A 24,253-nucleotide genomic window follows, 5' to 3' on the forward strand; every position below is an offset into this window, starting at 1 on the left:
ATTGCGTTTCTTCATCGCTGTCACTGCCATGGCGCGATATTCGAGCAGGGTGACCGCCGGGATGACTCTGGTTCCGTGCGTGCTCTGTTGTTGCCCCGGTAAGCGTCATGAAAGTAAACGTCATGAAAAAAGGAGGCACCGACAGGTGCCTCCCTTCCACGATGGCGACCGCATGTGAGATCGCTCGCCGGGAGCCCGCGAGGGACTCGAGCTCACGACTCGGGCAGCCACTCCTGCACGACGTCCTGATTCTCCTCGACCCACTGCTTGGCGTTCTCGTACGGGTCGGAGCCTTCTTCCTGGTTCATCAGCATGACTTCGCCCATCTGCTCGGGCGTCCACTCGAAGGCATCAAGGATGGCGTAGGCCTCGGGCATGTCCTCCTTCAGCCCCTGACGCACGATGGTGTTGATGTGCTCGGCACCGCCATAGACGTTCTTGGGATCATCCAGATACTTGAGCTCCCAGCGGGCGAACATCCAGTGTGGCGTCCAGCCGGTCACCACGATGTCCTCTTCGTTCTGGATGGCCGACTGAAGGGCGGCGGTCATGGTGGCGCCGCTGCCGCTACGCAGGGTGAGGTCCAGGCCGTACTCGTCGACGACGTCCTCGCTCAGGCTCATCAGGCCGGCGCCCGGGTCGATGCCGATGATCTCGCCATCGAAAGTGTCGGCATTGGCGTTGAGCTCATCGATGGAATCGACGTCGGTATATTCGGGCACGACGAGACCGAGCTTGGTGCCTTCCAGGTTCGGGCCGAGATTTTCGACCTTGTCGCCCACACGCTCCAGATAATCGGCGTGAGTCGTGGGCAGCCAGGCGGCAACGATGGCGTCCGAATCGCCAGTGGAGACGGCCTGCCACATGGCGGCGGCGGACAGCGACGTCATCTCGACGTCGTAACCGGCCTGCTCCAGGACGGCACGAATCACGTTGGTGGAGGCGACTTCCGAGGACCATTCGACATATCCAAGCTCTACCGTCCCCTTGTCCTGAGCCTGGACGCTACCTGCAGCGAGAGCGGTACCGGCAGCCAGCGCGAGGCCAGCGATTCTGAGGCTGTGACGCATGGGTTGCTTGGTCATCTGAATTGCCTTTGTTGGAGATGTCCCTAGAGCATGCAGACCCGGGCGCCGGTATGCAACCGTGCGCCCGGGACATGCGTGGCCTCAGGATTTGCGTTGCTTGCGCAACGACTGGGTGACGCGATCGAGGATCATGGCCAGGATGACCACCGCGATGCCGGCCTCGAAGCCATCGCCGGGCCGCAGGCGCTGGATGGCGCGCCAGACTTCGCTGCCCAGGCCATCGGCGCCGATCATGGCCGCGATCACCACCATGGAGAGCGCCAGCATGATCGTCTGGTTGATGCCGGCCATGATCGTGGGCAACGACATCGGCAGCTGGACCTTGATCAGCTTCTGGCTGCGGGTAGCGCCATAGGCGTCGGCCGCCTCGACCAGTTCCACCGGCACTTGGCGGATACCCAGGGTGGTGAAGCGGATGGCCGGGGGCATGGAAAAGATGACGGTGGCGAAGATCGCCGACACCGAGCCGATGCCGAAGAACGGGATGGCCGGGATCAGATAGACGAAGGCCGGCATGGTCTGCATGAAGTCCAGTACCGGCATGATGGTGCGATAGAGGCGCTCGGAGAGGGCGGCGGCGATGCCGACCGGCAAGGCGATGACGACGGCCACCAGGGTGGCGATCACCACCAGGGTCAAGGTCTCGATCATCGGATCCCATAGGCCCAGGTTCCAGATCAGTGCCAGGCCGATGGCGGCACCGATGGCCAGACGAGAATTGGCCAGCCACCAGCAAAGCGCGACGATGATCGCCAGCAGGGACCAGTCGGGCAACCACATCAGGGCATCGTTGAGGCCATCGATACCGGTCTGCGTGACTCGGGAGATGCCGCGGGTCACGATGGAATATTCACTGGTCAGCCAGTTCAGGCCACCTTCGATCCAGTCGCCCAGCGGAATGCGCGGAATGTCGATAGCCATCAATCTTCTCCTGCCTGTGCGAGTTCATCCAGGACGGCGCCCTTGACCACCACACCCTGGAGCACCTTGTCATCGTCCACCACGGCGATGGGGAAGCGATTCTCGCTGAACATGGCGAACAGGTTGTGCAGTGGCTCTTCCCGCGTCACGCTGCGGAAGTCCTGGGTCATGGCGTCGGTGACCCTGGCCTTGCCCTGTTCCAGCGCTTCGCTTGCGGCATCGGCGTCGATCAGGCCGATCAGGCGGCGTTCGCGGTCGAGGATGTAGATGGAGTCGAGGCTGTGCTCGCGCATCTTGCGCAGCGCGGTACGTGGCCCATCACTGTCACGCACCGTGGAACGAACCTTGCGCATGGCACTTTCGGCGGTGAGGATGCGCGACTTGTCGACCCCCTCGATGAAGCGACGCACATAGTCGTCCGCCGGCTTGGTGAGAATTTCCTCGGGCGTGCCGATCTGCACCACTTCACCGTCTTTGAGCAGTACGATGCGATCGCCGATGGTCAGCGCCTCGTCGAGATCGTGGGTGATGAAGACCGTGGTCTTCTGCATGCGGTGCTGCAGGGCCAGCAGTTCCTGCTGCATGTCGCCGCGGATCAGCGGGTCCAGCGCCGAGAAGGCCTCGTCCATCAACAGTACGGTGGCGTCGTTGGCCAGGGCGCGCGCCAGGCCGACACGCTGCTGCATGCCGCCGGAGAGCTGATTGGGATAGGCATCCTCCCAGCCGTCCAGGCCGACCTGCTTGAGGGAATTGTCGGCCGCTTCCCGGCGCTTGGCCGGGTCGACGCCTCGCACCTCGAGGCCGAACTCGGCGTTCTGGCGCACGGTACGATTGGGGAAGAGGGCGAAGTTCTGGAACACCATGGAGAAGTGGCGACGGCGGCATTCCAGCAGTTCCTTCTCCTTGAGGTCGGGAATGTTCTCGCCGTCGATGACGATCTCGCCCTCGGTGGGCTCGATCAGTCGGTTGAGGCAGCGAATCAGGGTCGACTTGCCCGATCCGGAAAGCCCCATGATCACCAGAAGTTCACCCTCATGGACATCGAAATCGATGTTGGAGAGGCCCAGGGTCTGGCCGGTCTTGTCGAGGATCTCGGGCCGCTTCAGGCCCTGGTCGCGCAATTCGAGCGCCTTCTTCGGCTGGCTGCCGAAGACCTTGCTGAGGTTGCGGACCCGAATCTTGACGTTTCGGTTGTCACTCATTGCTGTGCCTTAGTGGTTCCTGGCCGTGGGCGCGGATGCCATGGCCGGTGCCAGGTTGGGATAAGGGGTCGCATCAGGATGCCAACGGCGTTTGTTGGCGCGCACGAGGCGGCACACCCTAGCGTCGCTTGAATGATGATTCAAATTCGCAGGGCGGCCACGAACGCTCAGGAAGCGCAGGATGCGGGGCTTCCCGTTGCCGGTGTCATCGGTAACAGCCGAAAGAGGCTACCGTCGGAGGCATCATTGAGCAAGTACAGGGTACCGTCGGCTCCCTGGTGGACATCGCGGATCCGACCGATCTCGCCGTCGAGAATCACTTCGCGCTCCGCTACGGTGTCATCTTCCAGGGAGAGCCGGATCAACTGCTCGCTGGCGAGTCCGCCTGCCATCAGGTTGCCGTGCCAGCCGGGGAAGACATCGCCGGTGATGTCGGTCAGTCCGGAGGGCGCGAAACGCCCCTCGAAGACATGCACCGGATCGCGCATGCCCGGGGCACTGTTCTTGCCGAGTGGTTGATTGGTGGCATAGTCGCGGCCCAAAGTGACTTCCGGCCAGCCGTAGTTCTCGCCTGCGACGAGCCGGTTGAGTTCATCGCCCGTGCGCGGGCCATGTTCCGTCGACCAGGGCGTGCCATCTTCGGCGGTGACCAGGCCCTGGGGATTGCGATGCCCCAGACTGAAGATCTCGTCATCGATCTGGGGGGCATCGATGAAGGGATTGTCAGCGGGTACCGTTCCCTCGGCGGTCAGGCGCAAGATGCTGCCGGCATGGTCACGGCCGTCCTGGGCGCGTTCAGGGTCGACACCGCGATCGCCGATGCTCATCAGCAGAGTGCCGTCGTCGAGCCAGGCCAGCCGCGAGCCATAGTGGCGCCCTGGCGTCGAAAAACGGTCCTGGGTGAAGAGACGTTCGATGTTCTCGAGGTGTCCTTTAGCAAGCCGGGCGCGGGAGAGGCTGGTGGCGGTGCCGTCATCACCGGCTCGACTCCAGGTGAAATAGACCCAGTCGTGTTCGCCGTCGCCGTATTGGGGATGCAGCACGATATCGAGCAGGCCGCCCTGGCCTCGGGTCGAGACATCGGGGATTCCCGTCACTCGGGTGATGTCGCCTTCTGGGGTCACCAACTTGAGCCGGCCCGGTCGCTCGCTGACGAGAAAGCGACCATCGGGCAAGGTGGCCAGGCCCCAGGGATGTTCCAGCCCAGACGCGACGCGCTCGAGGCATAACGTCAGATGGCGTGTGGTGATGGATGAATCGGCCTGGGCCGTCAGGCTGGCGGTCAGTAGCAGCCCCGCGACCGATCGGGATGTCAACGCAAGCATCCAGCCTCCTGGGTGGCTTGAAGAACCTGTCCAGTATAGGCGGTTACTGCGTTGGTCGTGTTACATCAGGATCGCCAGCAGGATCGGCAGATAGATCAGCGACAGCAGTGTCGAGCAGAACACCAGGCTGGCCACGTATTCCGGCTCACGCTGGGAGCGTTGGGCGAACAGATAGTTGAACACCGCCACCGGCATGCTCATCTGCAGGATCAGGATGCCGTGCGCCATGGGCGGTAGTGCCAGCAGGCTACCGATGCCCCAGGCTGCCAGGGCGGCCAACGGGATGCGGAGCAGGCTGAAGCCGATGCCCGAGCGCAGGCTGCGGACTTGAATGCTGGCCAACGAAACGCCCAGGGTGATCAGCATCAAGGGGACGGTGAAGCCGGAGATCAAGTCGACACTGTTGTCCAGCCAGAGCGGCAGCTCGGTATCGGTGAGCAACAAGGTCAAGGCGATCAGGATGGCGTAGACGGTCGGAGTCTTGGCCAGCGACTTAAGTGGGTTGCCGCGGCTGGCAAGCATCGTGCCCAGGGTGAACTGGAACAGCGACACGGTGACCATCACGGTGATGCCAAAGACGAAGCCTGCTTCGCCGAAGGCGTAGAGCACCACCGGCAGCCCCATGTTGCCGGTATTGGGATACATCGACGGGGCTAGAATGACGCGCCAGTCCTTGCGCAACAGGCGCGCCAGGACGAAGGCCACGCCGGCCATGCTCACGATCACCAGGGCCGCGGCCAGCATGGTGCGTCCGAAGCTGCTGGCATCGATATCGGCGCCGGAGAGCGAGGCGATGACCAAAGCCGGCGTGCCGATGTTGAAGACAAGGCGAGTCACGAAGGCGACGGGATAGTCGTGGCCGAGGCGAATCCAGGTGAAACCGAGACCGGCTCCGGCCAGCACGGGCGCCATCACGGCGAAGAGTTCGGCGAACAAGGGTCATCCTCCATGCAGCGGGATGTCGGACTAGGGCATACGTCAGCCATCAGGCCGGGCCGGCCAGTGCCGAGTGCGGCGTGTGCGAGTCGCGGGCCCGCTCGGCCTGGCGTTGCAGCGACAGGTCCAGTCGTTCCACCAGCCCAGCGAGCAAGGCGCGGCGTCGCTCGCTGAGCGACGGCTGGTCGTGCAACGCATCGATCAGGGCATCGCCCGCTCGGCGTACGTCATCGGAGGCATGGCCCTTGGCGCTGGCGGCATAGGCCTGGGCCAGCGCGGCAAAGAAATCCCGTTGCGCGCGACGCAGGTTCGACCCGGTCAGGTCGTCGAGCCGGCGACGTAGCTGCAGGCAGGCGTAACCGATATCCAGGCCCGTCAATCCCAGGGTGAACAGGTGCCGCTGATCCTCGGGCAGCATGTCGTCGTGCTTGGCCAGATGCAGCAGGCGATCGGCCATGCTGCCGATGAAGCGGGTTTCCGCCTCGTGGATGGGGCGATTCGGCAGGTGCCTGAGGTCGCGGACGATGGCGCCGACCAGACGCTTCTTGCGCAGGGTGGGCCCGAAACCGGGAATCAGCCGGAAGCCGCTCACCACCGTGGCCAGCCCGATCATCACGGCGATGGCCCGATTGATGAAGCTGTCGAAGGAAAAGTCCATGCCGTTGCCGGGCATGGTCAGCAGGATATTGCCGATGGTGAAAGCCAGGCAGTAGCCCATCAGGCGTGGATTGGCCGCGCCCAGCAGCCCCAGAAAAAGGGGCGGGAGAAAGATCATTGCCAGCATCGGGAAGCCGCTGGCCTGGGCGAGCAGCACATGGCCGAACAGGAAGGCGCTGGGGATGGCGGCCAGCATGCCCTTGGCGAACATCATGCAGACCATGACGGGGTTGTCGCGACTGGCGAAGAAGGCCGAGAACAACGTGCCCAGCAGCATGGCCACCTGACCGTTGTTCCAGGCAGTGGCTATCCAGAAGCTGGCGAGGGTGGCGAAGATGATACCGGCGCGCACGGCATTCAGTCCCGCAGCCAGGTGATCGCGGTGCCAGGCCAGGGCCGCGCCGCGCAGGCGCTTGCGACCGGGGTGGGAAATGGCGTCGCGGGCATCGAGCATCACCAGGGCGTGGCCGAGCGCCTCGCGTAGCCCGATGATGACCCTTAGCTGCAAGGGCGAGGCGTTCTCGTCGGGGCATTCCAGGACGCGATGGCGCAGTTCATGCAGGCGACGGTGGGCCTGGCCGACGCCGCTGGCCTCCGCGGACAGGCGAAACCCCTCGGCAATCTCGTCGGCCAGGGTGTGGATGGCAGGGTCGAGCCGGTCGCCATAGTGATGCAGCAGTTGCTGCAGGGCGTGCAGGGTTGCCATCAGACGCAGGGTGTGTCGTGTCAGCACATGGCTGGCGCGGATGCGTCCTGTTCCTTCGGGGTCCTCGTAGCGTGCGGCCTGGCTGTCGATCTCGAGTTGCGTGAGTGGCTCCAGGCTGCCGGTGAGGGTGGTCTGCAACTCACCGAGATCGGAGGAGTCCGTCAGGCGTCGGGCAGCGTGCTGGAAGGCCTGGTTGACGACCTCGTCGGCCTGCTGCCCGAGGTGATCGCGGACCTTGATTGGCCATAGCAATGAGCTGACCAGGGTGGCGCAGAGGGCGCCCAGTGCCAGTTCGGAGAGCCGCGCGACGGCGATGCCGAAGATGCCGCTGGGCTGGGAGGCACCGATGACCACGATCAGCATGGCCGTGACGGCACCCATGATGCAGCCATAGGAGGCATTGTTGCGCAGCAGGGAGCTGCCATAGGTGCACAGCATGATCCATAGCGTCAGGACCACCAGGGCGGGGACCGGGGCCTGGACGAAGAGCCCCATGATGACGATGCCGGCGGCGCAGCCGATCACCGTGCCGATGATCTGGCTCAGTCCCTTCTCGACCACCATGCCGCTCATCGGACGAATCTGCAGGAAGGCCGCCGAGATCAATGCCCAGTAGGGGCGTTCCAGGTCGCACCACAGTGCGATGTACAGTGCCAGCAGCATGGCCAGGGTCGCCTTGACGGCGAACTTGACGGCCTGGGAACTGGGGGTCAGGTAGGCTTGCAGCCAGGGCGACATGCGCCGTTACTCCGCGTTCTCGATGATGCGTACGGTGGCCGTCATGCCGGCGCTGAGGGTGACGTCCTCGGGAACCTCGTCGAGCTCGATGCGCACCGGGATGCGCTGGGCGAGCCGTACCCAACTGAAGGTGGGCTGTACCTGGGGAAGCAATTGATTGTTGGTCGAAGTGTTGCTGTCGGCAATGCCGCGCCCGATGCTGGCGACATGGCCGTCCAGTTCGATGTCGCCACTCATCAGGGTGATCCGGGCTGGATCGCCGACCTGGATGTGGGGTGTCTTGGTTTCCTCGAAATAGCCGGTGACATAGAAGGAATCCGCCTTGACCAGCGCCATTACCGGATTGCCGGCATTGACGTAATTGCCCTCGGCAAGCTGCAAGTTGAGCACGTGCCCATCGGCAGGAGCCTGCACGGTCGTGCGTTCCAGGTCGATCTGTGCGCTGTGCAGTGCACTCTGCGCCTGTCCCAGCTGCGCGGCGGCGACGCGGCTGTTGATCTGTGCCGTTTCCTGGCTTTCGGCGCTGATCGCCTGACGGCTCAAGTGGCTACGGCGCGAGGCCTCGTGTTGGCTCAGCTCCAGTTCGGCTTTTCGCTGCTGGACCATGGCCTGGGCCTTTTCCTGGGCTGCCTGATAGCGGGTATCGTCGATGCGGAACAGTATCTCGCCCTTGGCCACGGTCTGATTGTCACTGATCGGCAGCGCGACGACGCGACCCGACACGTCCGGGGCGATGGTCACGACATCGGCGCGGACCCGGCCATCGCGGGTCCAGGGCGTGTAGAGATAGTAGTGCCAGAGCCAGAAGCCGGCAGCGATGGCCACGGCGACGATGATCAGGGTGACGAGGCTGCGGAGGAAGGTGCGCATCATGTTCAGAGGGTCCCCACGGCGGCTGAAGACAGGTAGGCGATGGCTGCGGTGCAGATGACAAACAGGGCGGTGTCGAACCATGCCTCGAACCAGAGCCGTGTCGAGCCGACCAGGCGGTGCAGGATGGACCGAATCAGTAGTGCGCAGACCAGCCCCAGCAGGGCGTAAATCAGCATGGGAGACAGGTAGATCCCTCCCGCGGCGATTTCGCGAAGGCCCATGGTTGTCCCTGTTCAGTCGCTAGCGAAGTGCCTCATGGTAGCAATTTTCGGCGTCCCGGGCACGACAGGCCCCTCCTCGGGTCCTCGATGCGGATAGTGTCCGGTCTCGCTTGGCAGCAGTATCGGGAGGGATGAGCGCGTCAGCAAGCGTGCCCTCGGGGACTGTGTTGCCATTCGGTCGGACAGGCGCCGCGCAGAAATTCGAGCAATGCCGATATCTTGCGTGGCTGGTGGCCGTGGGCATAGAGCAGGTTGACGGGAGTGGGCGGAATCTGCCAGTCGGGCAGACAGCGTTCGAGCTGACCGGGATGGGCCGCATTACGTCGTTCGGCCATCCAGTTGGGCATCACGCCGAGCCCTTGCCCGCGCGCGATGGCATCGGATTGCAGCACCAGACGATTGACCCGCAGCCGCGATCCAGGCGGACGTATATCGGCCTGGCCCTGGTGCGGATGACGTAATATCAGGCCGTGCTCGGCCTCGCCGAGCAGGTCGATCCAGTCATAGCGTTCCAGTTCATGGGGATGTGTCGGGCGACCATGCCTGGCCAGATAATCGGGATGTGCATACAGCCCGCATGACAACAGCGCCAGTGTCTCCTGACGCAGGCCGACCTCGCCGGTCTCGCCGAACCAGACCACGACCGACTGCGGTTCCAGGCATTCGGGCAGGTTCTCGCGAATCATCAGGCTGACATGCACGCCGGGGTAGCGTTTCATGAACGTCTCGATGGCCTGGGCAATCCAGGAACGCCCGAGGGCATCGTGCACCTCGAGGGTCAAGCTGCCGCTGATCTCTTCGCGCAGCTCTTCCAGTGCCTTATGCCCCTGGTCGGTCAGGTCGAGAATGCGCAGGCAATAGTCATGGAAGACACGGCCCGCTTCAGTGGGCAGCAACCGGTTGGATTGGCGGCGCATCAGCGGCTGGCCGAGCCGGGTCTCCAACTGCTGGATACGGCGACTCAAGGTCGATTTCGCCACGCCCAGCCGGCGTGCGCTGAGTGTCAGGCTGCCGCTGTCCATGACGTCGGCGAAGGCGACCAGTTCATCGGCATCGTGCATGGTGCTAGGCCCCGGCAACAGTAGATAGCAGGCTATTGTGCCAGATTATCATGCAGATAAAAATCATTGCTTTTTGTATTCATCCTTGAGGTCGCAGGCCGGGAACCGGACACAAAAAACCCCGGCCTAAGCCGGGGAACAAGGGATCGAAACACGTCGCGCTAGGCAGGAATGCCGAGTGCCCTCGGCGACGGCGTGGTCTCAGAAATCCACGGTCAGTCCGAGGTTGACCTGGCGGCCGTCCAGCACCACGCCATAGTCGTCGCTGGTCACTTCCTTGTCGGCGATGTTGTATATGCCGGCCTTCACGCGGGCATTCTCGTTGAGGTCATAGACCAGCCCGGTGTCGATGAAGCCATAGCCTGGTGTGCCATCGCTCATGCTGTTGCGGCTCAGGTAGTCGCTGGTCTCGCCGCGATAGTTGCCCTGCACCCAGAGGTCGAGGCGTTCGCTGGCCTTCCAGTCAAGCGCGACATTGACCATGTGCTCGGGCGTCTTGTTCAGCGGCTCTCCCTTGAATTCGCCGCTCTTCTGCTCGGAGTCGGTGTAGGTGTAGCTGGAGCTCAGCCCCAGGCGCGGCGTGATGTCGTAGTCCAGCGTCAACTCCACGCCCTGCATCTCGGCTTTTGCGATATTGCGGTAAGTGCTGACGAAGTAGTAGTCGGTGCCGGCGTAGTTGCACTCGCGGTACGAGGGGTCGGAGAAGCCTTCGCTGGGCCCCTGGCAAAGCCTTTCCTCGGAGATCTTGTCATCGAACTGGGTGTGGAAGAGCATCGCGCTGGCGGTGAGATCGCTCTGCGCGCTATCGAACACGAAGCCCAGCTCATAGTTGGTGCTGGTCTCCGGGTCCAGCTCCTCGTTGCCGATGATCACGGCGCTACCGCGACCGGTCGGTCGCCCGAACCCTTCGGTGGCGGCTGCCAGGCCAGGTTGCTTGTAGCCAGTGGAGACGCCTCCCTTGAAGGTCCACTGCGGATCGAGATGGTAGTTGGCATAGACGCGCGGCGAGAAGTGGCCGCCGAACTTTTCGTCGTCGTCGTAACGCAGACCAGTGGTCACGTTGAGGTCGTCGGTGACGCTCCATTCCATCTCGACGAACAGTGCCCCGATCCAGCGGTCGACGCTGTTCACGGCGCCGGGCACATTGGCGTCCAGCAGGCCGTTGGTATCGTCGGTGAAGTCCTCCAGCTTGTACTGACCGCCGAAGGTCAGCATGTGGTCGCCCCAGAAGTAGGTGGTCTGGTTATTGAAGGTCGTGACTTCCTCGCGCTTCTCGTCGCTTGTGTCCAGAACGCGTTCGGAAACATCGTGGCGCAGGTAGGTGTCGGTCAGAAAGGCGCCGTAGCTGCCCTTGTGGCCGATCGTGTAGACGTCCTTGTCGTAGCGAGTGGTGTTCGAGGTGTTGGGATTGCCGCGATAATCGAGCAGGCCGATGCTCTTGCCCGGCGTATGGGTGTATTCCTTGGTCGACGAGGTGTAGCCCAGGGTGTACTCATTCTGGCTGTCGGGGGTCAGGGTGAATTCTGCGCCACCCTGGCGGGTATCGCTGTCGGGCGTGCTCTCGGCGTTGTCGTCCCCGCCGATGAAGTCGCTTTCTTCGGTGCCGATCCAGCTGCCATGCACCCTGACGCCCAGCAATCCCTCGATCAGCGGGCCGCCGGTGACGAAACTGACCTGCTGGCCATCGTTGTTGATGTCGTTGAGGGAGTGGGTGTACTCCGTGGTCACCGAGCCCGACCACTCATCCGTGGTCTTCTTGGTGATGATGTTGATGACCCCGCCCATGGCACTGGAACCATACAGCGAAGACATGGGGCCGCGAATCACCTCGACGCGATCGATCATCGAGATCGGGGGCAGGCCGATCTGCTTGCCGCCGTCGGTGCCGTTGGTGTTGACCGAGCGTCCGTCGGAGATCGGGCGACCGTCGACCAGATAGAGTGTGTAGCTGCTGTCCATGCCCCGGATGCTGATGTCCTTGGAGCCACCCCCGCCCGTGACATAGACGCCGGGGATGTTGTCCATCGCATCGGTGATGTCGGAGTAGGATTGCTTGTTCAACTCCTCGCCGCTGATGACCGAGATACTGGCCGGCGCATCGGAAAGTACCTGTTCATAGCCGGACGCCGTGACCACGACCGGTTCCAGCTCGGCGGCCTCGTCGGCCAGTGCCGAACCGCTGGCACAGGCGGTGGCGATGCCGAGAGCCAATGCCGTGCGGGTGAAGGGAAGGGGAGATGAATCCTGCATGTTCCTTTTGCTCCTTGCTCTGAGGAAACACTGCGTGAGCGCCTGGGCGAGTCAGTCGTTGTCGTATGACGCCAGCCCGGGGAATACCCGGAGAGTCCATTCTGTAGAGGGACCCAAGACGCGCCAGGCGAGGCCGTGCACGGCGCTGCGATGGCCGCGGAAGGCTCGCTTGATCTGTTGTCATGCCCGGCTTTGGTTCAAAACGCCTTGCGCCTTTCGACGCGCGGCCATCTATTCAGCATTTCCCCGAAATGTGTGATGGGGGAGAGATCCGATTGCGTTGTTCTGATGGGCCGCCACGTGGGGCGGGATTGCATCGGGCAAAAACGATAAGGATTCGCATTTGCTTTGGGAAGTGCTATTCATGGAATATGTCGTTGCGTGGATGACAACTGCATACGGGAAGGATCCACCGTCTTGAGTTGCGTTGACTGCAACTCAGCGTTGCGCTCAACGAGGCGCCCGGCATGGTAATGTTCGGCTCTTCATAGGATTGATTCGCATTATTTTCCAGGAGTTTTCGATGAGAGGTTCCGGATGGACTCTGCCTGCGGCTGCGCTGCTGGTATCGACGTTGCCCCTGGCGGCTCAGGCGGATTCGACTGCGGCCGATGAGGGGCCGTCTCTGGTCAGCTTCGACTGGGGAGCTGCGGACACCCTGGAAGCCCTGGGGCTCGAGTCGCATCTCGTCGGCCTGCCGCATCAGGCCGCGCCGGGCTATATGGCGCACCTGCTGGAAGGGCGAGCCGACGTGGGCGGACTCAAGTCGCCGGACCTCGATGCCATCGAGGCGCTCTCGCCCGGCCTGATTCTGATCACCGGGCGCCAGTCGGCCGTGCAGGAAGACCTGCAAGCCGTGGCCGAGACGCGTGACGTCACTCTCGCCGAGGGCGACTACCTGGAGGCGTTGAGCGACAAGGTGAAGGGCCTGGCCGCGCTGTATGGCGCCGAGGTCCAGGCGGAAGAACGGCTCGAGGCGCTGCATGCCGATATCGAGTCGGCACGCGAGAGCCTGGCCGACGCCGTCGATGCCGTGGTGGTCACGCACAACGATGGTCACTACTCCCTGCGCCAGGAACCCGTGGTCAGCGAGCTGTTGCAGATCGACCAGCCAGAGGTTCCGGAGAGCGTCGAACCCGTCAGCCATGGCAGCCGCACCTTCTATCCGGTGACGCCGGATGTGCTGGCCGAGATGTCGCCGGATGTGGTCTTCGTCGTCGACCGCAGCGCGGCCATCGGGGAGACGCCGCTCGAGGCCTCGACCTTGCAGGAGGGCTTGGCCCGTGCCGGCGCCGAAGCCACCCGCGTCGAAGTGCTGTCCCCGGGACTCTGGTATCTCTCCGGTGATGGTTTGCAGAGCGTGCGGGCCCAGATGGACGAGATTACCCAGGCACTGACGCCCTGACACGAGAACCTCGAGATCAACCAACACCGGAGCCGTCTTGCCGTCTCGGCAGTGCCCGGTGAGATGAGGAGACGCCATGCTCTTTTCTCTGCGCAAGACTTCCCCCCTGATGGGGGCCTGCCTGGCCACGGTGCTGGCCTTGGCCACTGGTTCGGCTCAGGCCAGAACCCTCGATACCGCCCATGGCGAGGTTGAGGTCGACGGCCAGCCATCGCGTGTCGTCACGCTCTATGAAGGTGCGCTGGATGCCGCCCTGGCGGCTGGCGTCACGCCGCTGGCGGCCGTGGCCACGCGGGGTGGCCAGGGTGTTGCCGGCTACCTGAGTGATCGGGTGCCGGACATCGCCATGGTCGGCACCAGTCGGGAGCTCAACCTCGAGGCGATCGCCGCCCAGAACCCGGATCTGATCCTTGCCTCGCCCTATCTGAGCGATGAACAGTACGCGCTGGTGTCGCAGCTGGCACCCACCGTGGTGCCCGAGAGCGAAGGCTTCACGCCGAATGGCTGGAAAAACGAGGCGCGCCTGTATGGTGAAGCGCTGGGTCACGCCGAAGAGGTAGAAGAGGCCATCGAGGCCGTGGAAACTCGCGCCGCCGATCTCGCCGAGCGTCTGGATAGCCAAGGCACGACCACGTCGCTGGTGCGCTGGATGCCACAAGGGCCGCTGGTGATGTCGACCGAGCTGTTCTCCACCGGCCTGCTCGAAGCGACCGGTTTCGATGTCACCGACGCTGATCTGGTCAAGGAGGGGCGGCCCCATAGTGATCCACTGAGCCTGGAGAACCTGGGCGAGGTCGATACGGATCTGCTGTTCATGGCCACGCTCAATGAAGATGGGCGTGAAGCACTGGATGCCGCGCGCCAGTCGCCGGCCTTCTCGCGGCTCGAGGTGGCCAAGCGCGATCAGGTGATTCCGGTGGATGGTCAGCTCTGGACCAGTGCTTCCGGCCCCCTGGCCGCTCAGGCCGTGCTCGATGATATCGAGACGGCGCTGTCGTCCGACGAACGATGATTGCAAGCGCCGAACGCAGGCGTCTGGCCGGCCAGGGGGTGACCCTGGCCGGCTTGCTGTTGCTGACCTGTCTGGCCAGCTTGCTATGGGGAGCCGGAGATGTCGGGGCGGAGCGCGCCCTGGCCGTGCTGGCGGGACACGGTGACGAGGAAGCGCGTTTCGTGGTCGGAACCCTGCGCGGTTCGCGTACCCTGGTCGGCCTGGCCGTGGGTATGGCGCTGGGCGTGGCCGGCGCGCTCCTGCAGGCGGTATCGCGCAACCCGCTGGCCGAGCCGGGGTTACTGGGGGTCAGCGCTGGGGCGGCCTTCGCGGTGGCCATTGCCCTGTTGCTGGGCACCTCGGCGGCTACGCTGCGAGTCGGTGTGGCACAGCTTGGCGCCTTGCTGGGGTGTCTCTGCGTGCTGGGCGTGGCGCGCTTTCGCGGCCTCGGCAACGATCCGGTGCGTCTGGTCCTGGCTGGCGCGGCTTTCACGGGGCTGCTGTCGGCGCTGACCACTCTGCTGTTGCTGTTCGATCAACGTGCTGCCGACGAGATACGCTTCTGGGTGGTCGGCAGTTTGTCCGGCCGGCGGCTGGAGGATCTGCTGGCAGTACTGCCGAGCCTCGCCGTGGCGGCTGCCATCACCCTGGTCATCGCTCGCCCCCTGGCGGCGTTGGCGCTGGGCGAACGACTCGCCGCCGGACTTGGTCATCATCCCGGTCGGGTTCGTTTGCTAGTGATCCTGGTGGTGGCGCTGCTGGTGGGCGGTGCGACCGCCATCGCCGGCCCCATCGCCTTTGTCGGCTTGGTCGTTCCTTTCGCGGCGCGGGCCCTGGCCGGGCCGGACATCCGCCGCAGCCTCTGGCTGTGCCTGTTGCTGGGGCCTTTGATGGTGATCATCGCCGATGTCATCTCGCGACGCCTGGTGGCGCCCTCGGAGCTGCCGCTCGGTGTGCTGACCGCGCTGTGTGGCGCACCGGTGCTGATCGCCGTGGTGAGACGTCGGCGACTTCCGATGCTGTAATTGCCAATGCTATAGGGAACGCATGAGTCTGCTGGTTCAATCGTCATCGTCCCGGTTGGGGCGGACCAGGCCCGAGGATGCCGTTGCGCCGCCCCGGGGGACCCGACGCCTGGCCTGGAGAGGGCTCAGCATTCTGCTGGACCGACAAACCCTGAGGGCCAATCTGTTGTTGCTGGCCTTGGTGCTGGCAGCGTCGCTGGCGTATCTCTGCCTTGGCGAGCAGATACTCTCGCCGGCTGACGTGCTGGCCGCCTTGCAGGGCACCGGGGATGGCCTGTCGACCTTCGTGGTCGACGCGCTGCGCCTGCCGCGCCTCGGGGCGGCGCTCGCGACCGGTGCTGCTTTCGCCCTGGCGGGTTGTCTGATGCAGACCCTGGCCGCCAATCGCCTGGCCACACCGGGCATCATCGGCATCGACAATGGGGCCACGGCGTTCGCCGTGGCTTCAGTGGTGGGGCTTGGTGTCGGCCTGGCGCCGCCGGCCATGGCGCTGGCCGGTGCCGCTACCGCCACGGCGCTGACTTTCGGGCTGGCGCTCGGGGGCGGAACGCAGGGCTACCGGTTCATCGTCGCCGGCATCGGGGTGGGGGCGGTGTTCGGTGCCCTGACCAATCTGTTGCTGGCGCGGGTTGCCATCGATGTGGCCAATGCCGCCTATCCCTGGACGGTGGGGTCGCTGAGCGCCCGGCCTGCAGGTGCGGTCTGGACCCTGGCCGTCGGCCTGGCGATCGGCTTGCCGGTGGCGATGGCCCTGGGCCGTTCCCTGAGCCTGATGGGCTTTTCCGAGTCCGTGGCGCGTAGCCTGGGCACGCGCTTGGGACGCCGCCGTGCCCAGGTGTTGAGTACCTCGGTCGTGCTGACGGGGCTGGCCGTGGCCGTGGCAGGGCCTGTGGGGATGGTGGGCCTGCTCGGTCCGGAGCTGGCCCGGCACCTGGCCTCGAAGCGCAGCGTGCCGGTGCTGGCATCGGCGCTGTCCGGCGCCCTGATCATGGTGCTGGCCGATCTCGCCGGCCGCCTGATGCTGTCGCCACTCGAGATTCCGGTGGGTATCGTCACCGCTGTGGTTGGCGGCCCCTGGCTGTTGTGGATCCTGATTCGTCCCCGTTCACATGGAGTCGCTTGAGATGAATGTCGCCGCTTGTTCCCTTGAAGCGCGGGAACTGACGCTCGCCCATGATCGAACGCCGGTCGTCGTCGATCTGGACGTGCGCCTGCCGGCCGGCCAGGTGACCGCCATCGTCGGACCGAACGGGTGCGGCAAGTCGACCCTGCTGGCGGGGCTGGCGCGTTTGCATTCGCCGCAGAGTGGCCATGTGCTGCTCGATGGCAATGACATCGTCCGGCTGCCAGCCCGGGAGCTGGCCCGGCGGCTGGCGTTGCTGCCCCAGGAGGCCCGGGCACCGGAAGGGCTGACCGTTGCCGAGCTGATCGGTTTTGGCCGCCAGCCGCACCAGAGCTGGTTGCGTCAGTGGTCGGCGGAAGACCGGCGGGTGGTGGACGAGGCGCTGGCGGCGGCGGACCTGCATGCGCTGGCCGATCGTCCGCTGGAGTCGCTTTCCGGCGGGCAGCGCCAGCGTGCCTGGATCGCCATGATCATCGCTCAGCAGACATCGCTGTTGCTGCTCGACGAGCCCACCTCGGCGCTGGACCTGGGGCATCAACTGGAGGTCTTCGAACTGGTGCGGCACTTGGCCGATGAGGGGCGAACCCTGGCGATGGTGCTGCACGATCTGCCCATTGCCTGTCGTTATGCCGATCATCTGGTGGCGATGCGTGAGGGCAGGGTAGTGGCGGCAGGCCCGCCGGGGGAGGTGGTCACGCGGGAGCTGGTACGCGAGCTCTACGGCGTGGACTGCGTTCTGATGCATGACCCGCAGAGCGGGGCGCCGATATTGACGGGATTGCGCCGGATTCGCTGAGGGCAACACGGCTCTGCGGCCCGTCCAAAGACGGTTCAAATGCGCTCTTGGCGATGTTATGCGCGGTGCGCCTTGTGCTTCACGATACGCGGCGATTTATGCAGCGCTTTGCTGGGTACTGGCCGAGAGGTGTCAATACGCGTCGAGTTGCCGGGCAGGGCCGGCGTGGCATGACGTCAATATCGATTCGAGGGCCCGGCCAGCGGCCGGGCCCGGATGGTGAGGGCGTGGGTTACTGGGCGGCGTCGTCGGCTGCCTGCTGGGTCTCCTCGCCAACGGATTCCAGGACGTTACCGGCCTTGTCGAGCGCATCGCTGGTGGCCGAACGGGTGGTTTCCCAGGCGCTGGCGGCGCCTTCCTTGGTCTCCTCCCAGGCCTGCTGGAGGTTGTCCTTGGCCTGGTTCCACCAGGTGTTGGTGTACTCAGGCTGCTCCCCGAGAGCCTGGGCATCGAGGTCGAGATGGACGCTGTACTCGATGTTGTCGAGACTCTCGCCGTTGTGGGTCTCTACGGTGAAGTGCTCGGCGCCGACCACGTACTGCTTGTCGCCCAGGTCGAACAGGTCGCCGGTATCGATGACCAGCGCATGGACGCGCATGTCGTTGTCGAGCAGCACGTCTTCCACGTCACCGATGGCCTGGTCGCTGTCGGACTTGGCATAGACATCGGCGTCGAGCAGCTCCTCGGTGGAGTAGAGGCCCTGCGGCGCGGCCATGGCGCTGGCTGACAGCAGCAGGCCGGTACCGAGCAGGACAGGGCGAAGCGCGGTGTTGAGAAGGGTACGTGAGGTCATTAGGGTCTCTCCTTGATCCTGGGTGTCGAGAGGACGACACCGTCATGTGGCATTGTCGAGGGAAGTTCCGCCCTGGCGACCTCTATAACGTTATATATCGCACCGATTGATGCAACTGCTTTTACTCGGATGCATGGCCAATGCTATACCTGCGTGCTCTCGATTACGCATGGAGGATGCAATGACAAGACAACTGATGGCGGCGGGGCTCTCGATGGTGCTGGCTTTCGCCGCCGCCCCTGCCATGGCACAGCAATCGACGCCGCTGAAGGCGGTGGCCACCACCGGCATGGTGGGGGATGTGGTCGGTCAGGTCGGCGGTGAATGCGTCGACGTCACGACCTTGATGGGCCCGGGGGTCGACCCGCACCTCTATCAGGCCAGTGCCCGTGATGTTGCCACTTTCCAGCAGGCCGAGATGATCTTCTACTCCGGCTATTCCCTGGAAGGGCAGCTCGGTGATGTCCTCGAGCGTTTTGCCGAGACCAAGCCGACGATCGCGGTGGCCCCTTCATCCATCGATACCGAGAACCTGATCACCGTTCAGGATGTCTACGGCATCGATCCTCACCTGTGGATGGATGCTTCCCTCTGGTCGCAGATCGTGCCGACGGTCGCCGAGACCTTGAGCGAGGCCCGGCCCGACTGCGAGTCGCGCATCCAGGAGAACGCGTCGCGCTATAGCGCCCAGCTCGAGGCCCTGCATCAATGGGTGAAGGAGAGCATCGCCTCGATCCCCGAACAGCAGCGCATCCTGGTCACCGCGCATGATGCCTTCAACTACTTCGGTCGTGCCTACGATATCGAGGTGGCCGGTATTCAGGGCATCAGTACCTCCACTGAAACCGGTGTGGCGGATATCCGCGAGATGGCACAGGTCGTCGTGGATCGTGAAGTGCCTTCGGTGTTCATCGAGAGCACCATCAATCCCCGTACCGTGCAGGCCGTCATCGAGGCCGCGCGCGAGAAGGGCCAGGAAGTGTCCATTGGCGGGCAGCTCTATTCGGATGCCATGGGAGAGGCAGGCACGGCCGATGGCACCTACATCGGCATGCTGTATCGTAATACCCGGCATATCGTCGAGGCGCTCGGCGGTGAGACGCCGGTGCTGCCCGAAGCCCTCGACGCCTGGGCGGCGCACTGGGACATCGCTTCCTCGTGAGTCCCCACATCCAACCGTTTTGCTCGAGAGTTCGCTTCGCCCATGACGACGCCGTTACATGAACCGGATCTTGCCCTCCACGTCGAGGATCTGACCGTCAGCTACCATAGCAAGCCGGTGCTGTGGGACATCGACTTCGACGTGCCGCCCGGCGTGATGGCGGCCATCGTCGGTCCGAACGGCGCCGGCAAGAGCACCCTGATCAAGAGCGTGCTGGGCCTGGTGCCTTCGGTGGCGGGGCACGTCACCCTGTTCGGTCGGCCCTATCGGGCGCGTCGCCGGCGGGTGGGCTATGTGCCGCAGCGCTCCAGTGTCGACTGGGACTTTCCGACCACGGCGCTGGACGTGGTCACCATGGGCCTCTATGGCCGGCTCGGCTGGCTCAGGCGACCGGGGCGACGTGAGCGTCGGGAGGCCATGCAGGCACTGGAGATGGTCGGCATGCAGGCATTCGCCGATCGCCAGATCAGCCAGCTATCGGGCGGACAGCAGCAGCGAATCTTCCTGGCGCGGGCGTTGGTGCAGCAGGCCGATGTCTATTTCCTCGACGAGCCCATGGCGGGGGTCGATGCCACCACCGAACGGGCCATCGTGGATATTCTTCGACGCCTGCGCGATGACGGCAAGACGGTGATCGTCGTGCACCATGACCTGCAGACGGTGCGCAGCTACTTCGACTGGCTGCTGATCCTCAATGTCCGGGTCATCGCCCAGGGCCATGTGGAAGACGTCTATACCGCCGAGAACCTGCGCCGCGCCTACGGCGGGCAGATCGCCCTGCTCGACGAGGCGGCCTTCATGCCCGCTGACAAGGCCGCGGGGACGTGACGATGTCGCTGCTTGGCTTGTTGCATGACTACACCATCCAGAACGTGGCCATCGGCGCGGCGCTGCTGGGGCTGATCAGCGGCGTGCTCGGCAGTTTCGCCGTGCTGCGCAAGCAGAGCCTGCTCGGTGACACCATGTCCCATGCGGCTCTGCCGGGGGTCTGCATCGGCTTCATCGTCGCCGGTGCCCGGGAGATGGGCATCATTCTGCTGGGGGCGCTGACCACCGGGGCGCTGGCCGCGCTGGTGATGCTGCTGCTGACCCGCAACAGCCGACTCAAGACCGATGCCGGGCTGGGCATCACGCTGAGCACCTCCTTCGCTCTGGGGGTCGTGCTGCTGACTCACATCCAGAACATGAACAATGCTGCCCAGGGCGGTCTCGACGCCTTCCTGTTCGGCCAGGCCGCGGCGACCCTGCGCGGCGACCTGTGGATCATGGGCGGCATCACCGTCGCCGCTCTGGCCCTGGTGATCGCGCTGTGGAAGGAATTCAAGCTGGTATCCTTCGACCCCGAGTTCGCCGCTTCGCTCGGCATGCCGGTGATGTGGCTCGAGGTGATCCTGACGGTGATGATTGCCCTGGCCGTGGTGGTCGGGCTGCAGATGGTCGGCGTGGTGCTGATGGCGGCGATGATCATCGCGCCGGCGGTGGCGGCTCGGCAATGGAGTCATCGGCTCGAGGGCATGGTGATGCTGGCCGCCGTGATCGGTGTGTCGGGCGGGGTGTTCGGCGCCGTGCTGAGTGCCCTGTCACGGGGGTTGGCCACGGGGCCGCTGATCATTCTCAGTGTTTCCAGCGTGGTGATGGTGTCGTTGCTGCTGGCACCGGGCAGGGGATTCGTCTGGGAGGGCGTGCGGCTGTGGCGTGGCCGGCGCCGGCTGCGTTACCAGCAGGTGCTGACCACGCTTTATCGGCTTGCGGTGCATCATGCCGATCCGGTGTTTCGCTCCGAGCAAGGCATGCTGGATACCTATCACGGGCATCGTACCCGAGCGGCATTGCGCCAGTTGCAGAAGCGCGGCCTGGTCGAGTGGCGCTCGGCCCCGCCCGATGAACCCGGCGGGGCCAAGCATTGGGTGTTGACGGCGTCGGGCTTCGAGGAGGCCAAGCGCATCCTCGACTCCCTCGGACAGGAGGAACGCTGATGCTGGCTTCGCTGTTCGACAATGCGGCCCTGATGATCATGCTGGTCGGCGCCCTGGTAGGCATCGCCTCTTCGCTGGTGGGCACCTTCCTGGTGCTGCGCGGCGTCAGCATGCTGTCCGACGCCATCGGCCACTCCATCGTCTTCGGTATCGTCGTCGTCTGGCTGCTGACCCACCAGCAGAGCGGTCCGGTGCAGATCGTCGGTGCCGCCCTGACGGGCCTGCTCACCGTCTTTCTCACCGAGTTGCTGGTCAGCACGCGGCGAGTCAAGAAGGATGCGGCCATCGGGTTGGTGTTTCCGGTGCTGTTCTCGGCGGGGGTGCTGCTGCTCAACCTCTATGCGCGGGACGTGCATATCGATACCCACACGGTGCTGCTCGGCGAGATCGGTTTCGTGTGGCTCGATACCCTGACCATCGGCGATTACCGCGTTCCCCAGGCGCTGTTGTGGATGGGGGCGATGACGCTGATCAACGGGGCCTTCGTCACGCTCTTCTACAAGGAGCTCAAGATCGCCACCTTCGACGAGGCGCTGGCCAAGGCGCTGGGACTGGCTCCTGGCGTGCTGTTCTATCTCTTGTTGCTCCTGACCAGCGGTACCGCCGTGGCGGCCTTCGATGCGGTGGGCGCGGTGCTTTTCGTGGCCTTCGTCATCGTGCCGCCTTCGGCAGCGTATCTGCTGACGGACCGCCTGTGGATGATGTTCGTCTATGGTGCCCTGGTCTCGATCGCCTCCAGCGTTTCGGGCTACTTCCTGGCCGTGGCCTGGAACGTTTCCATCGGCGGCATGATGGCGGTGATGACCGGTGTCTTTTTGCTGCTGGCCTTCCTGGTCGGGCCGCGCTACGGAATGGTCGCCCAGGTGCTGCGACGTCGCGGCCAGCGTCGGGTCAACGAGATCCGCACCCTGGCGGTGCATCTCTACAACCATGAGGACGGGCCGGAGCAGTGGGTGGAGAATGTCACCCAGGCGTTGCGCGAACACTTGCTATGGGATGGCGCCAAGGCGAACCGGGTGGTCGAGCGGAGCTGTGCTGCCGGTCTGATCGAACGCCGGGGCGAGACGCTCGTGCTTACCGCCGCTGGTCGCGAGATGGCCAGGGAGATTCTCGAGCCGACGCGCAATGGCACGGGGTCCTTGACGACGACGGTGTCCTGAGTCGCCCCACGATCATGCCAGGGCCGGCGTGCCCTCCCGGACTTCGACGGCGCGCCATACCCAGCTCGGTGAAGGGCCGTTCGGCAGATCGGCACAGGTGTCGTAACGCATCAACTCCAGTGCGTGACAGCGGATGGTCAGCTTTCCCTCCTGACGTCCGGTGTGCCATGTGACCACGAGGTCGCGATCCGTCTCGTCGGCTTCCGCAGCGTTGTCCTCGACCCTGACGTCTGCCTCCAGGCCTTGCGCTGCCAGCCACTCTAGAGCGGCGACCTGAGCGCACTGTTGGTGCGGCGTGAGTCGGGAGTCGCCGCGATAACAGGGCAGGTAAGGTCGGCCGCGTGCCTCGCTTTCCAGCAACGGCAGGACGTCGTCGTCTCCGATGCGCCCATACTTGCGCAGTTGCGGCAGCAGCAGGGCGCTGGCTGCCAGCCGGCAGCCGCCTAGATGGGTACTCTCCCAGACCTCGAAGGGCAGGTTGCGTTGGCGTACCGCCTCGGCCAGGGCCTTGTAGGTGGCGAAGCCGAACTTGGCGCAACACTTGTCCTTCTTGCCGTGGGTGCAGCACAGCACCAGTGAGCGCTCCACCGTTTCGGGCTGCCAGGCGGCCAGGTCATCTCCGCGCCGCAGGGCGGCGATGAAGTCGCCGAGTGTGTCGCGGGGGATGTCGAAGGCCTGACGCTCGGGCATCAGGAACACGCGGTGGTGCCGTTCGGACTGCTCTCGTCGGTGGATCAGATTGACGCGTCGCCCTTCGTCGGGCAGGGCATGCAGGGCTGTCAGGAGTGCCTCGGGCATGTCGCTGGCCTGGCGCAGGTTGCGTTGCCATTTGGAACGAGGCCAGCTGAGCAGCAGGTTGCGTTCGGGATGGGTGCCGCTACCGACCAGCGGGTCGTCGATGGCGCGGCTTTCCACGGCGCAGAAGCGTTGGTTCATGGCGCGATCCGTTCGCTGGGTGTCGGGGATGGCGCGGGGGCGCGCATGCCTGGCGTGGGCACGCAGACCAGGCGCCGGGAATGCGGATCGTGGATGACGTTGGCATCGAGATCGAAGACTGCCTTGAGATTGGCAGCGGTGAAGACATCCCGAGGCGCGCCCTGGTGGAGAATGGCGCCGTCTCGCATCATCACCAGGGTGTCGGCGTAGGCGGCGGCCAGGTTGAGATCGTGCAGGACCACCAGCAGGGTTCGGCCATGCTCATGGGCCAGGCGGGACAGTAGTTCGAGCAGGTCGACCTGGACTTTCAGGTCGAGGAAGGTGGTGGGCTCATCGAGCAGGATCAGGTTCGTTTCCTGAGCCAGCACCATGGCAATCCAGCAACGTTGCCGTTGACCGCCGGAAAGTGCGTCGACGCTGCGCTCGGCGTAGTCCGTGACATCGGTATAGGCCATCGCCTCGCGCACGGCGCGGGCATCCTCTTCGGCATTCTGTCGCCATAGGCGCTGGTGAGGGAAGCGGCCCATGGCGACCAGTTGTCTGACCGTGAGGCCCTCCGGCGCGGCAGGGCCCTGAGGCAGAATGCCCAGGCGCTGCGCCACCTCCCGTGTGTTGCAACGATGGATGTCTTGACCATCGAGGCAGACGCGGCCGGCGCTGGGACGCAGGGTGCGCGCCAGCGTCTTCAACAGCGTCGATTTCCCGCTGCCGTTCGGGCCCAGCAGCACCGTCAGCTTGCCTTCGGCCACCGCCAGGTCGACGCCGTCCAGCACGCGTCGGGATTCATACCCGGCACACAGGGCTTCACCGGTCAGTCGCGGTGGCTTGGCGGATGTCGAATGCATGGGGCCCATCGATGTAGAAGCTGGGTCGGTGACATTAAGACAAAGAGTTCTCATTTTCAATGA

General features: G+C 64.5%; 22 protein-coding genes. 9 read left to right on the forward strand and 13 right to left on the reverse strand.

Annotated features, from left to right (window positions below; genetic code table 11):
• Nucleotides 1-212: 212 nt before the first annotated feature.
• From HSDC_RS00075 to HSDC_RS00120, 10 genes are all read right to left on the reverse strand, one after another.
• Complete coding sequence (locus HSDC_RS00075; protein ID WP_064697898.1) at nucleotides 213-1,085, reverse strand: glycine betaine ABC transporter substrate-binding protein; 873 nt, start codon at nucleotides 1,083-1,085, stop codon at nucleotides 213-215.
• A gap of 84 nt (nucleotides 1,086-1,169) precedes the next feature.
• The gene (locus HSDC_RS00080; protein ID WP_064698596.1) at nucleotides 1,170-2,003 is read right to left on the reverse strand and encodes an ABC transporter permease; all 834 of its coding nucleotides are present in this window, start codon (nucleotides 2,001-2,003) and stop codon (nucleotides 1,170-1,172) included.
• Between the two features lie 5 nt (nucleotides 2,004-2,008).
• A complete protein-coding gene (locus HSDC_RS00085; RefSeq protein ID WP_064697899.1) occupies nucleotides 2,009-3,211 on the reverse strand; it encodes a quaternary amine ABC transporter ATP-binding protein in 1,203 nt (400 codons plus the stop codon).
• A 167-nt stretch (nucleotides 3,212-3,378) separates the two neighbouring features.
• On the reverse strand, nucleotides 3,379-4,536 hold the full coding sequence (locus HSDC_RS00090) for a PQQ-dependent sugar dehydrogenase (protein ID WP_064697900.1): 1,158 nt from the start codon (nucleotides 4,534-4,536) through the stop codon (nucleotides 3,379-3,381).
• Nucleotides 4,537-4,596: 60 nt separating this feature from the next.
• Nucleotides 4,597-5,472 carry an AEC family transporter gene (locus HSDC_RS00095; protein ID WP_064697901.1) on the reverse strand — a complete coding sequence of 292 codons (876 nt, stop codon included), beginning with the start codon at nucleotides 5,470-5,472 and terminating at the stop codon, nucleotides 4,597-4,599.
• Nucleotides 5,473-5,521: 49 nt separating this feature from the next.
• On the reverse strand, nucleotides 5,522-7,573 hold the full coding sequence (locus HSDC_RS00100) for an FUSC family protein (RefSeq protein ID WP_064697902.1): 2,052 nt from the start codon (nucleotides 7,571-7,573) through the stop codon (nucleotides 5,522-5,524).
• 6 nt (nucleotides 7,574-7,579) lie between these two features.
• On the reverse strand, nucleotides 7,580-8,443 hold the full coding sequence (locus HSDC_RS00105) for an efflux RND transporter periplasmic adaptor subunit (protein WP_064698597.1): 864 nt from the start codon (nucleotides 8,441-8,443) through the stop codon (nucleotides 7,580-7,582).
• 5 nt (nucleotides 8,444-8,448) lie between these two features.
• Nucleotides 8,449-8,667: a DUF1656 domain-containing protein gene (locus HSDC_RS00110; protein ID WP_064697903.1), complete on the reverse strand. Its 219-nt coding sequence runs from the start codon at nucleotides 8,665-8,667 to the stop codon at nucleotides 8,449-8,451.
• 140 nt (nucleotides 8,668-8,807) lie between these two features.
• The gene (locus HSDC_RS00115) at nucleotides 8,808-9,728 is read right to left on the reverse strand and encodes a LysR family transcriptional regulator (protein ID WP_064697904.1); all 921 of its coding nucleotides are present in this window, start codon (nucleotides 9,726-9,728) and stop codon (nucleotides 8,808-8,810) included.
• Between the two features lie 201 nt (nucleotides 9,729-9,929).
• Nucleotides 9,930-11,978 (reverse strand): TonB-dependent receptor domain-containing protein, encoded by a 2,049-nt coding sequence (locus tag HSDC_RS00120; RefSeq protein ID WP_064697905.1) that lies wholly within the window; start codon nucleotides 11,976-11,978, stop codon nucleotides 9,930-9,932.
• 523 nt (nucleotides 11,979-12,501) lie between these two features.
• Between HSDC_RS00120 and HSDC_RS00125 the strand changes: the two genes are divergently transcribed.
• The 5 genes from HSDC_RS00125 (at nucleotide 12,502) to HSDC_RS00145 (ending at nucleotide 17,318) form a co-directional block, all read left to right on the forward strand.
• On the forward strand, nucleotides 12,502-13,383 hold the full coding sequence (locus HSDC_RS00125; protein ID WP_064697906.1) for an ABC transporter substrate-binding protein: 882 nt from the start codon (nucleotides 12,502-12,504) through the stop codon (nucleotides 13,381-13,383).
• Nucleotides 13,384-13,459: 76 nt separating this feature from the next.
• Nucleotides 13,460-14,395 carry an ABC transporter substrate-binding protein gene (locus HSDC_RS00130; protein WP_064697907.1) on the forward strand — a complete coding sequence of 312 codons (936 nt, stop codon included), beginning with the start codon at nucleotides 13,460-13,462 and terminating at the stop codon, nucleotides 14,393-14,395.
• Nucleotides 14,392-15,399, forward strand: a complete 1,008-nt coding sequence (locus tag HSDC_RS00135; protein ID WP_064697908.1) for a FecCD family ABC transporter permease — start codon at nucleotides 14,392-14,394, stop codon at nucleotides 15,397-15,399. The genes HSDC_RS00130 and HSDC_RS00135 overlap by 4 nt, the downstream gene beginning before the upstream one ends.
• 22 nt (nucleotides 15,400-15,421) lie before the next feature.
• Complete coding sequence (locus HSDC_RS00140; protein ID WP_064697909.1) at nucleotides 15,422-16,522, forward strand: FecCD family ABC transporter permease; 1,101 nt, start codon at nucleotides 15,422-15,424, stop codon at nucleotides 16,520-16,522.
• Between the two features lies 1 nt (nucleotide 16,523).
• Nucleotides 16,524-17,318, forward strand: coding sequence for an ABC transporter ATP-binding protein (locus tag HSDC_RS00145; RefSeq protein ID WP_064697910.1), 795 nt, complete (start codon nucleotides 16,524-16,526; stop codon nucleotides 17,316-17,318).
• A gap of 232 nt (nucleotides 17,319-17,550) precedes the next feature.
• Here HSDC_RS00145 and HSDC_RS00150 read toward each other — a convergent pair whose 3' ends face one another.
• Entirely contained in the window at nucleotides 17,551-18,111 is a 561-nt protein-coding gene (locus HSDC_RS00150; protein WP_064697911.1) for a PRC-barrel domain-containing protein, read from the reverse strand.
• A gap of 181 nt (nucleotides 18,112-18,292) precedes the next feature.
• Here HSDC_RS00150 and HSDC_RS00155 point away from each other — a divergent pair, with 181 nt between their 5' ends.
• Genes HSDC_RS00155 through HSDC_RS00170 form a run of 4 tightly spaced genes read left to right on the forward strand, consistent with a single transcriptional unit; the run spans nucleotide 18,293 to nucleotide 22,409 of the window.
• The gene (locus HSDC_RS00155; protein WP_064697912.1) at nucleotides 18,293-19,273 is read left to right on the forward strand and encodes a metal ABC transporter solute-binding protein, Zn/Mn family; all 981 of its coding nucleotides are present in this window, start codon (nucleotides 18,293-18,295) and stop codon (nucleotides 19,271-19,273) included.
• A gap of 42 nt (nucleotides 19,274-19,315) precedes the next feature.
• Nucleotides 19,316-20,101 (forward strand): metal ABC transporter ATP-binding protein, encoded by a 786-nt coding sequence (locus tag HSDC_RS00160; RefSeq protein ID WP_064697913.1) that lies wholly within the window; start codon nucleotides 19,316-19,318, stop codon nucleotides 20,099-20,101.
• 2 nt (nucleotides 20,102-20,103) lie between these two features.
• Nucleotides 20,104-21,249: a metal ABC transporter permease gene (locus HSDC_RS00165; protein WP_064697914.1), complete on the forward strand. Its 1,146-nt coding sequence runs from the start codon at nucleotides 20,104-20,106 to the stop codon at nucleotides 21,247-21,249.
• The gene (locus HSDC_RS00170; RefSeq protein WP_064697915.1) at nucleotides 21,249-22,409 is read left to right on the forward strand and encodes a metal ABC transporter permease; all 1,161 of its coding nucleotides are present in this window, start codon (nucleotides 21,249-21,251) and stop codon (nucleotides 22,407-22,409) included. Before HSDC_RS00165 ends, HSDC_RS00170 begins: the two co-directional genes overlap by 1 nt.
• A gap of 12 nt (nucleotides 22,410-22,421) precedes the next feature.
• On the opposite strand, the gene HSDC_RS00175 is transcribed toward HSDC_RS00170, so the two are convergent.
• Together HSDC_RS00175 and HSDC_RS00180 are read right to left on the reverse strand one after the other, a co-directional pair.
• Nucleotides 22,422-23,345 carry a ferredoxin family protein gene (locus HSDC_RS00175; RefSeq protein ID WP_064697916.1) on the reverse strand — a complete coding sequence of 308 codons (924 nt, stop codon included), beginning with the start codon at nucleotides 23,343-23,345 and terminating at the stop codon, nucleotides 22,422-22,424.
• Entirely contained in the window at nucleotides 23,342-24,190 is an 849-nt protein-coding gene (locus HSDC_RS00180; RefSeq protein WP_064697917.1) for an ABC transporter ATP-binding protein, read from the reverse strand. The genes HSDC_RS00175 and HSDC_RS00180 overlap by 4 nt, the downstream gene beginning before the upstream one ends.
• Nucleotides 24,191-24,253: the final 63 nt, after the last annotated feature.

This window comes from Halomonas caseinilytica, from assembly GCF_001662285.1.
GTDB classification, from domain to species: domain Bacteria; phylum Pseudomonadota; class Gammaproteobacteria; order Pseudomonadales; family Halomonadaceae; genus Halomonas; species Halomonas caseinilytica.

Coding starts and splice junctions, on each gene's coding strand:
- HSDC_RS00105 (WP_064698597.1), bottom strand. CDS start 8,443: ATGCGCACCTTCCTCCGCAGCCTCGTCACCCTGATCATCGTCGCCGTG.
- HSDC_RS00170 (WP_064697915.1), top strand. CDS start 21,249: ATGCTGGCTTCGCTGTTCGACAATGCGGCCCTGATGATCATGCTGGTC.
- HSDC_RS00120 (WP_064697905.1), bottom strand. CDS start 11,978: ATGCAGGATTCATCTCCCCTTCCCTTCACCCGCACGGCATTGGCTCTC.
- HSDC_RS00110 (WP_064697903.1), bottom strand. CDS start 8,667: ATGGGCCTTCGCGAAATCGCCGCGGGAGGGATCTACCTGTCTCCCATG.
- HSDC_RS00145 (WP_064697910.1), top strand. CDS start 16,524: ATGAATGTCGCCGCTTGTTCCCTTGAAGCGCGGGAACTGACGCTCGCC.
- HSDC_RS00090 (WP_064697900.1), bottom strand. CDS start 4,536: ATGCTTGCGTTGACATCCCGATCGGTCGCGGGGCTGCTACTGACCGCC.
- HSDC_RS00150 (WP_064697911.1), bottom strand. CDS start 18,111: ATGACCTCACGTACCCTTCTCAACACCGCGCTTCGCCCTGTCCTGCTC.
- HSDC_RS00125 (WP_064697906.1), top strand. CDS start 12,502: ATGAGAGGTTCCGGATGGACTCTGCCTGCGGCTGCGCTGCTGGTATCG.
- HSDC_RS00115 (WP_064697904.1), bottom strand. CDS start 9,728: ATGCACGATGCCGATGAACTGGTCGCCTTCGCCGACGTCATGGACAGC.
- HSDC_RS00165 (WP_064697914.1), top strand. CDS start 20,104: ATGTCGCTGCTTGGCTTGTTGCATGACTACACCATCCAGAACGTGGCC.
- HSDC_RS00100 (WP_064697902.1), bottom strand. CDS start 7,573: ATGTCGCCCTGGCTGCAAGCCTACCTGACCCCCAGTTCCCAGGCCGTC.
- HSDC_RS00160 (WP_064697913.1), top strand. CDS start 19,316: ATGACGACGCCGTTACATGAACCGGATCTTGCCCTCCACGTCGAGGAT.
- HSDC_RS00140 (WP_064697909.1), top strand. CDS start 15,422: ATGAGTCTGCTGGTTCAATCGTCATCGTCCCGGTTGGGGCGGACCAGG.
- HSDC_RS00155 (WP_064697912.1), top strand. CDS start 18,293: ATGACAAGACAACTGATGGCGGCGGGGCTCTCGATGGTGCTGGCTTTC.
- HSDC_RS00075 (WP_064697898.1), bottom strand. CDS start 1,085: ATGACCAAGCAACCCATGCGTCACAGCCTCAGAATCGCTGGCCTCGCG.
- HSDC_RS00135 (WP_064697908.1), top strand. CDS start 14,392: ATGATTGCAAGCGCCGAACGCAGGCGTCTGGCCGGCCAGGGGGTGACC.
- HSDC_RS00130 (WP_064697907.1), top strand. CDS start 13,460: ATGCTCTTTTCTCTGCGCAAGACTTCCCCCCTGATGGGGGCCTGCCTG.
- HSDC_RS00175 (WP_064697916.1), bottom strand. CDS start 23,345: ATGAACCAACGCTTCTGCGCCGTGGAAAGCCGCGCCATCGACGACCCG.
- HSDC_RS00085 (WP_064697899.1), bottom strand. CDS start 3,211: ATGAGTGACAACCGAAACGTCAAGATTCGGGTCCGCAACCTCAGCAAG.
- HSDC_RS00180 (WP_064697917.1), bottom strand. CDS start 24,190: ATGCATTCGACATCCGCCAAGCCACCGCGACTGACCGGTGAAGCCCTG.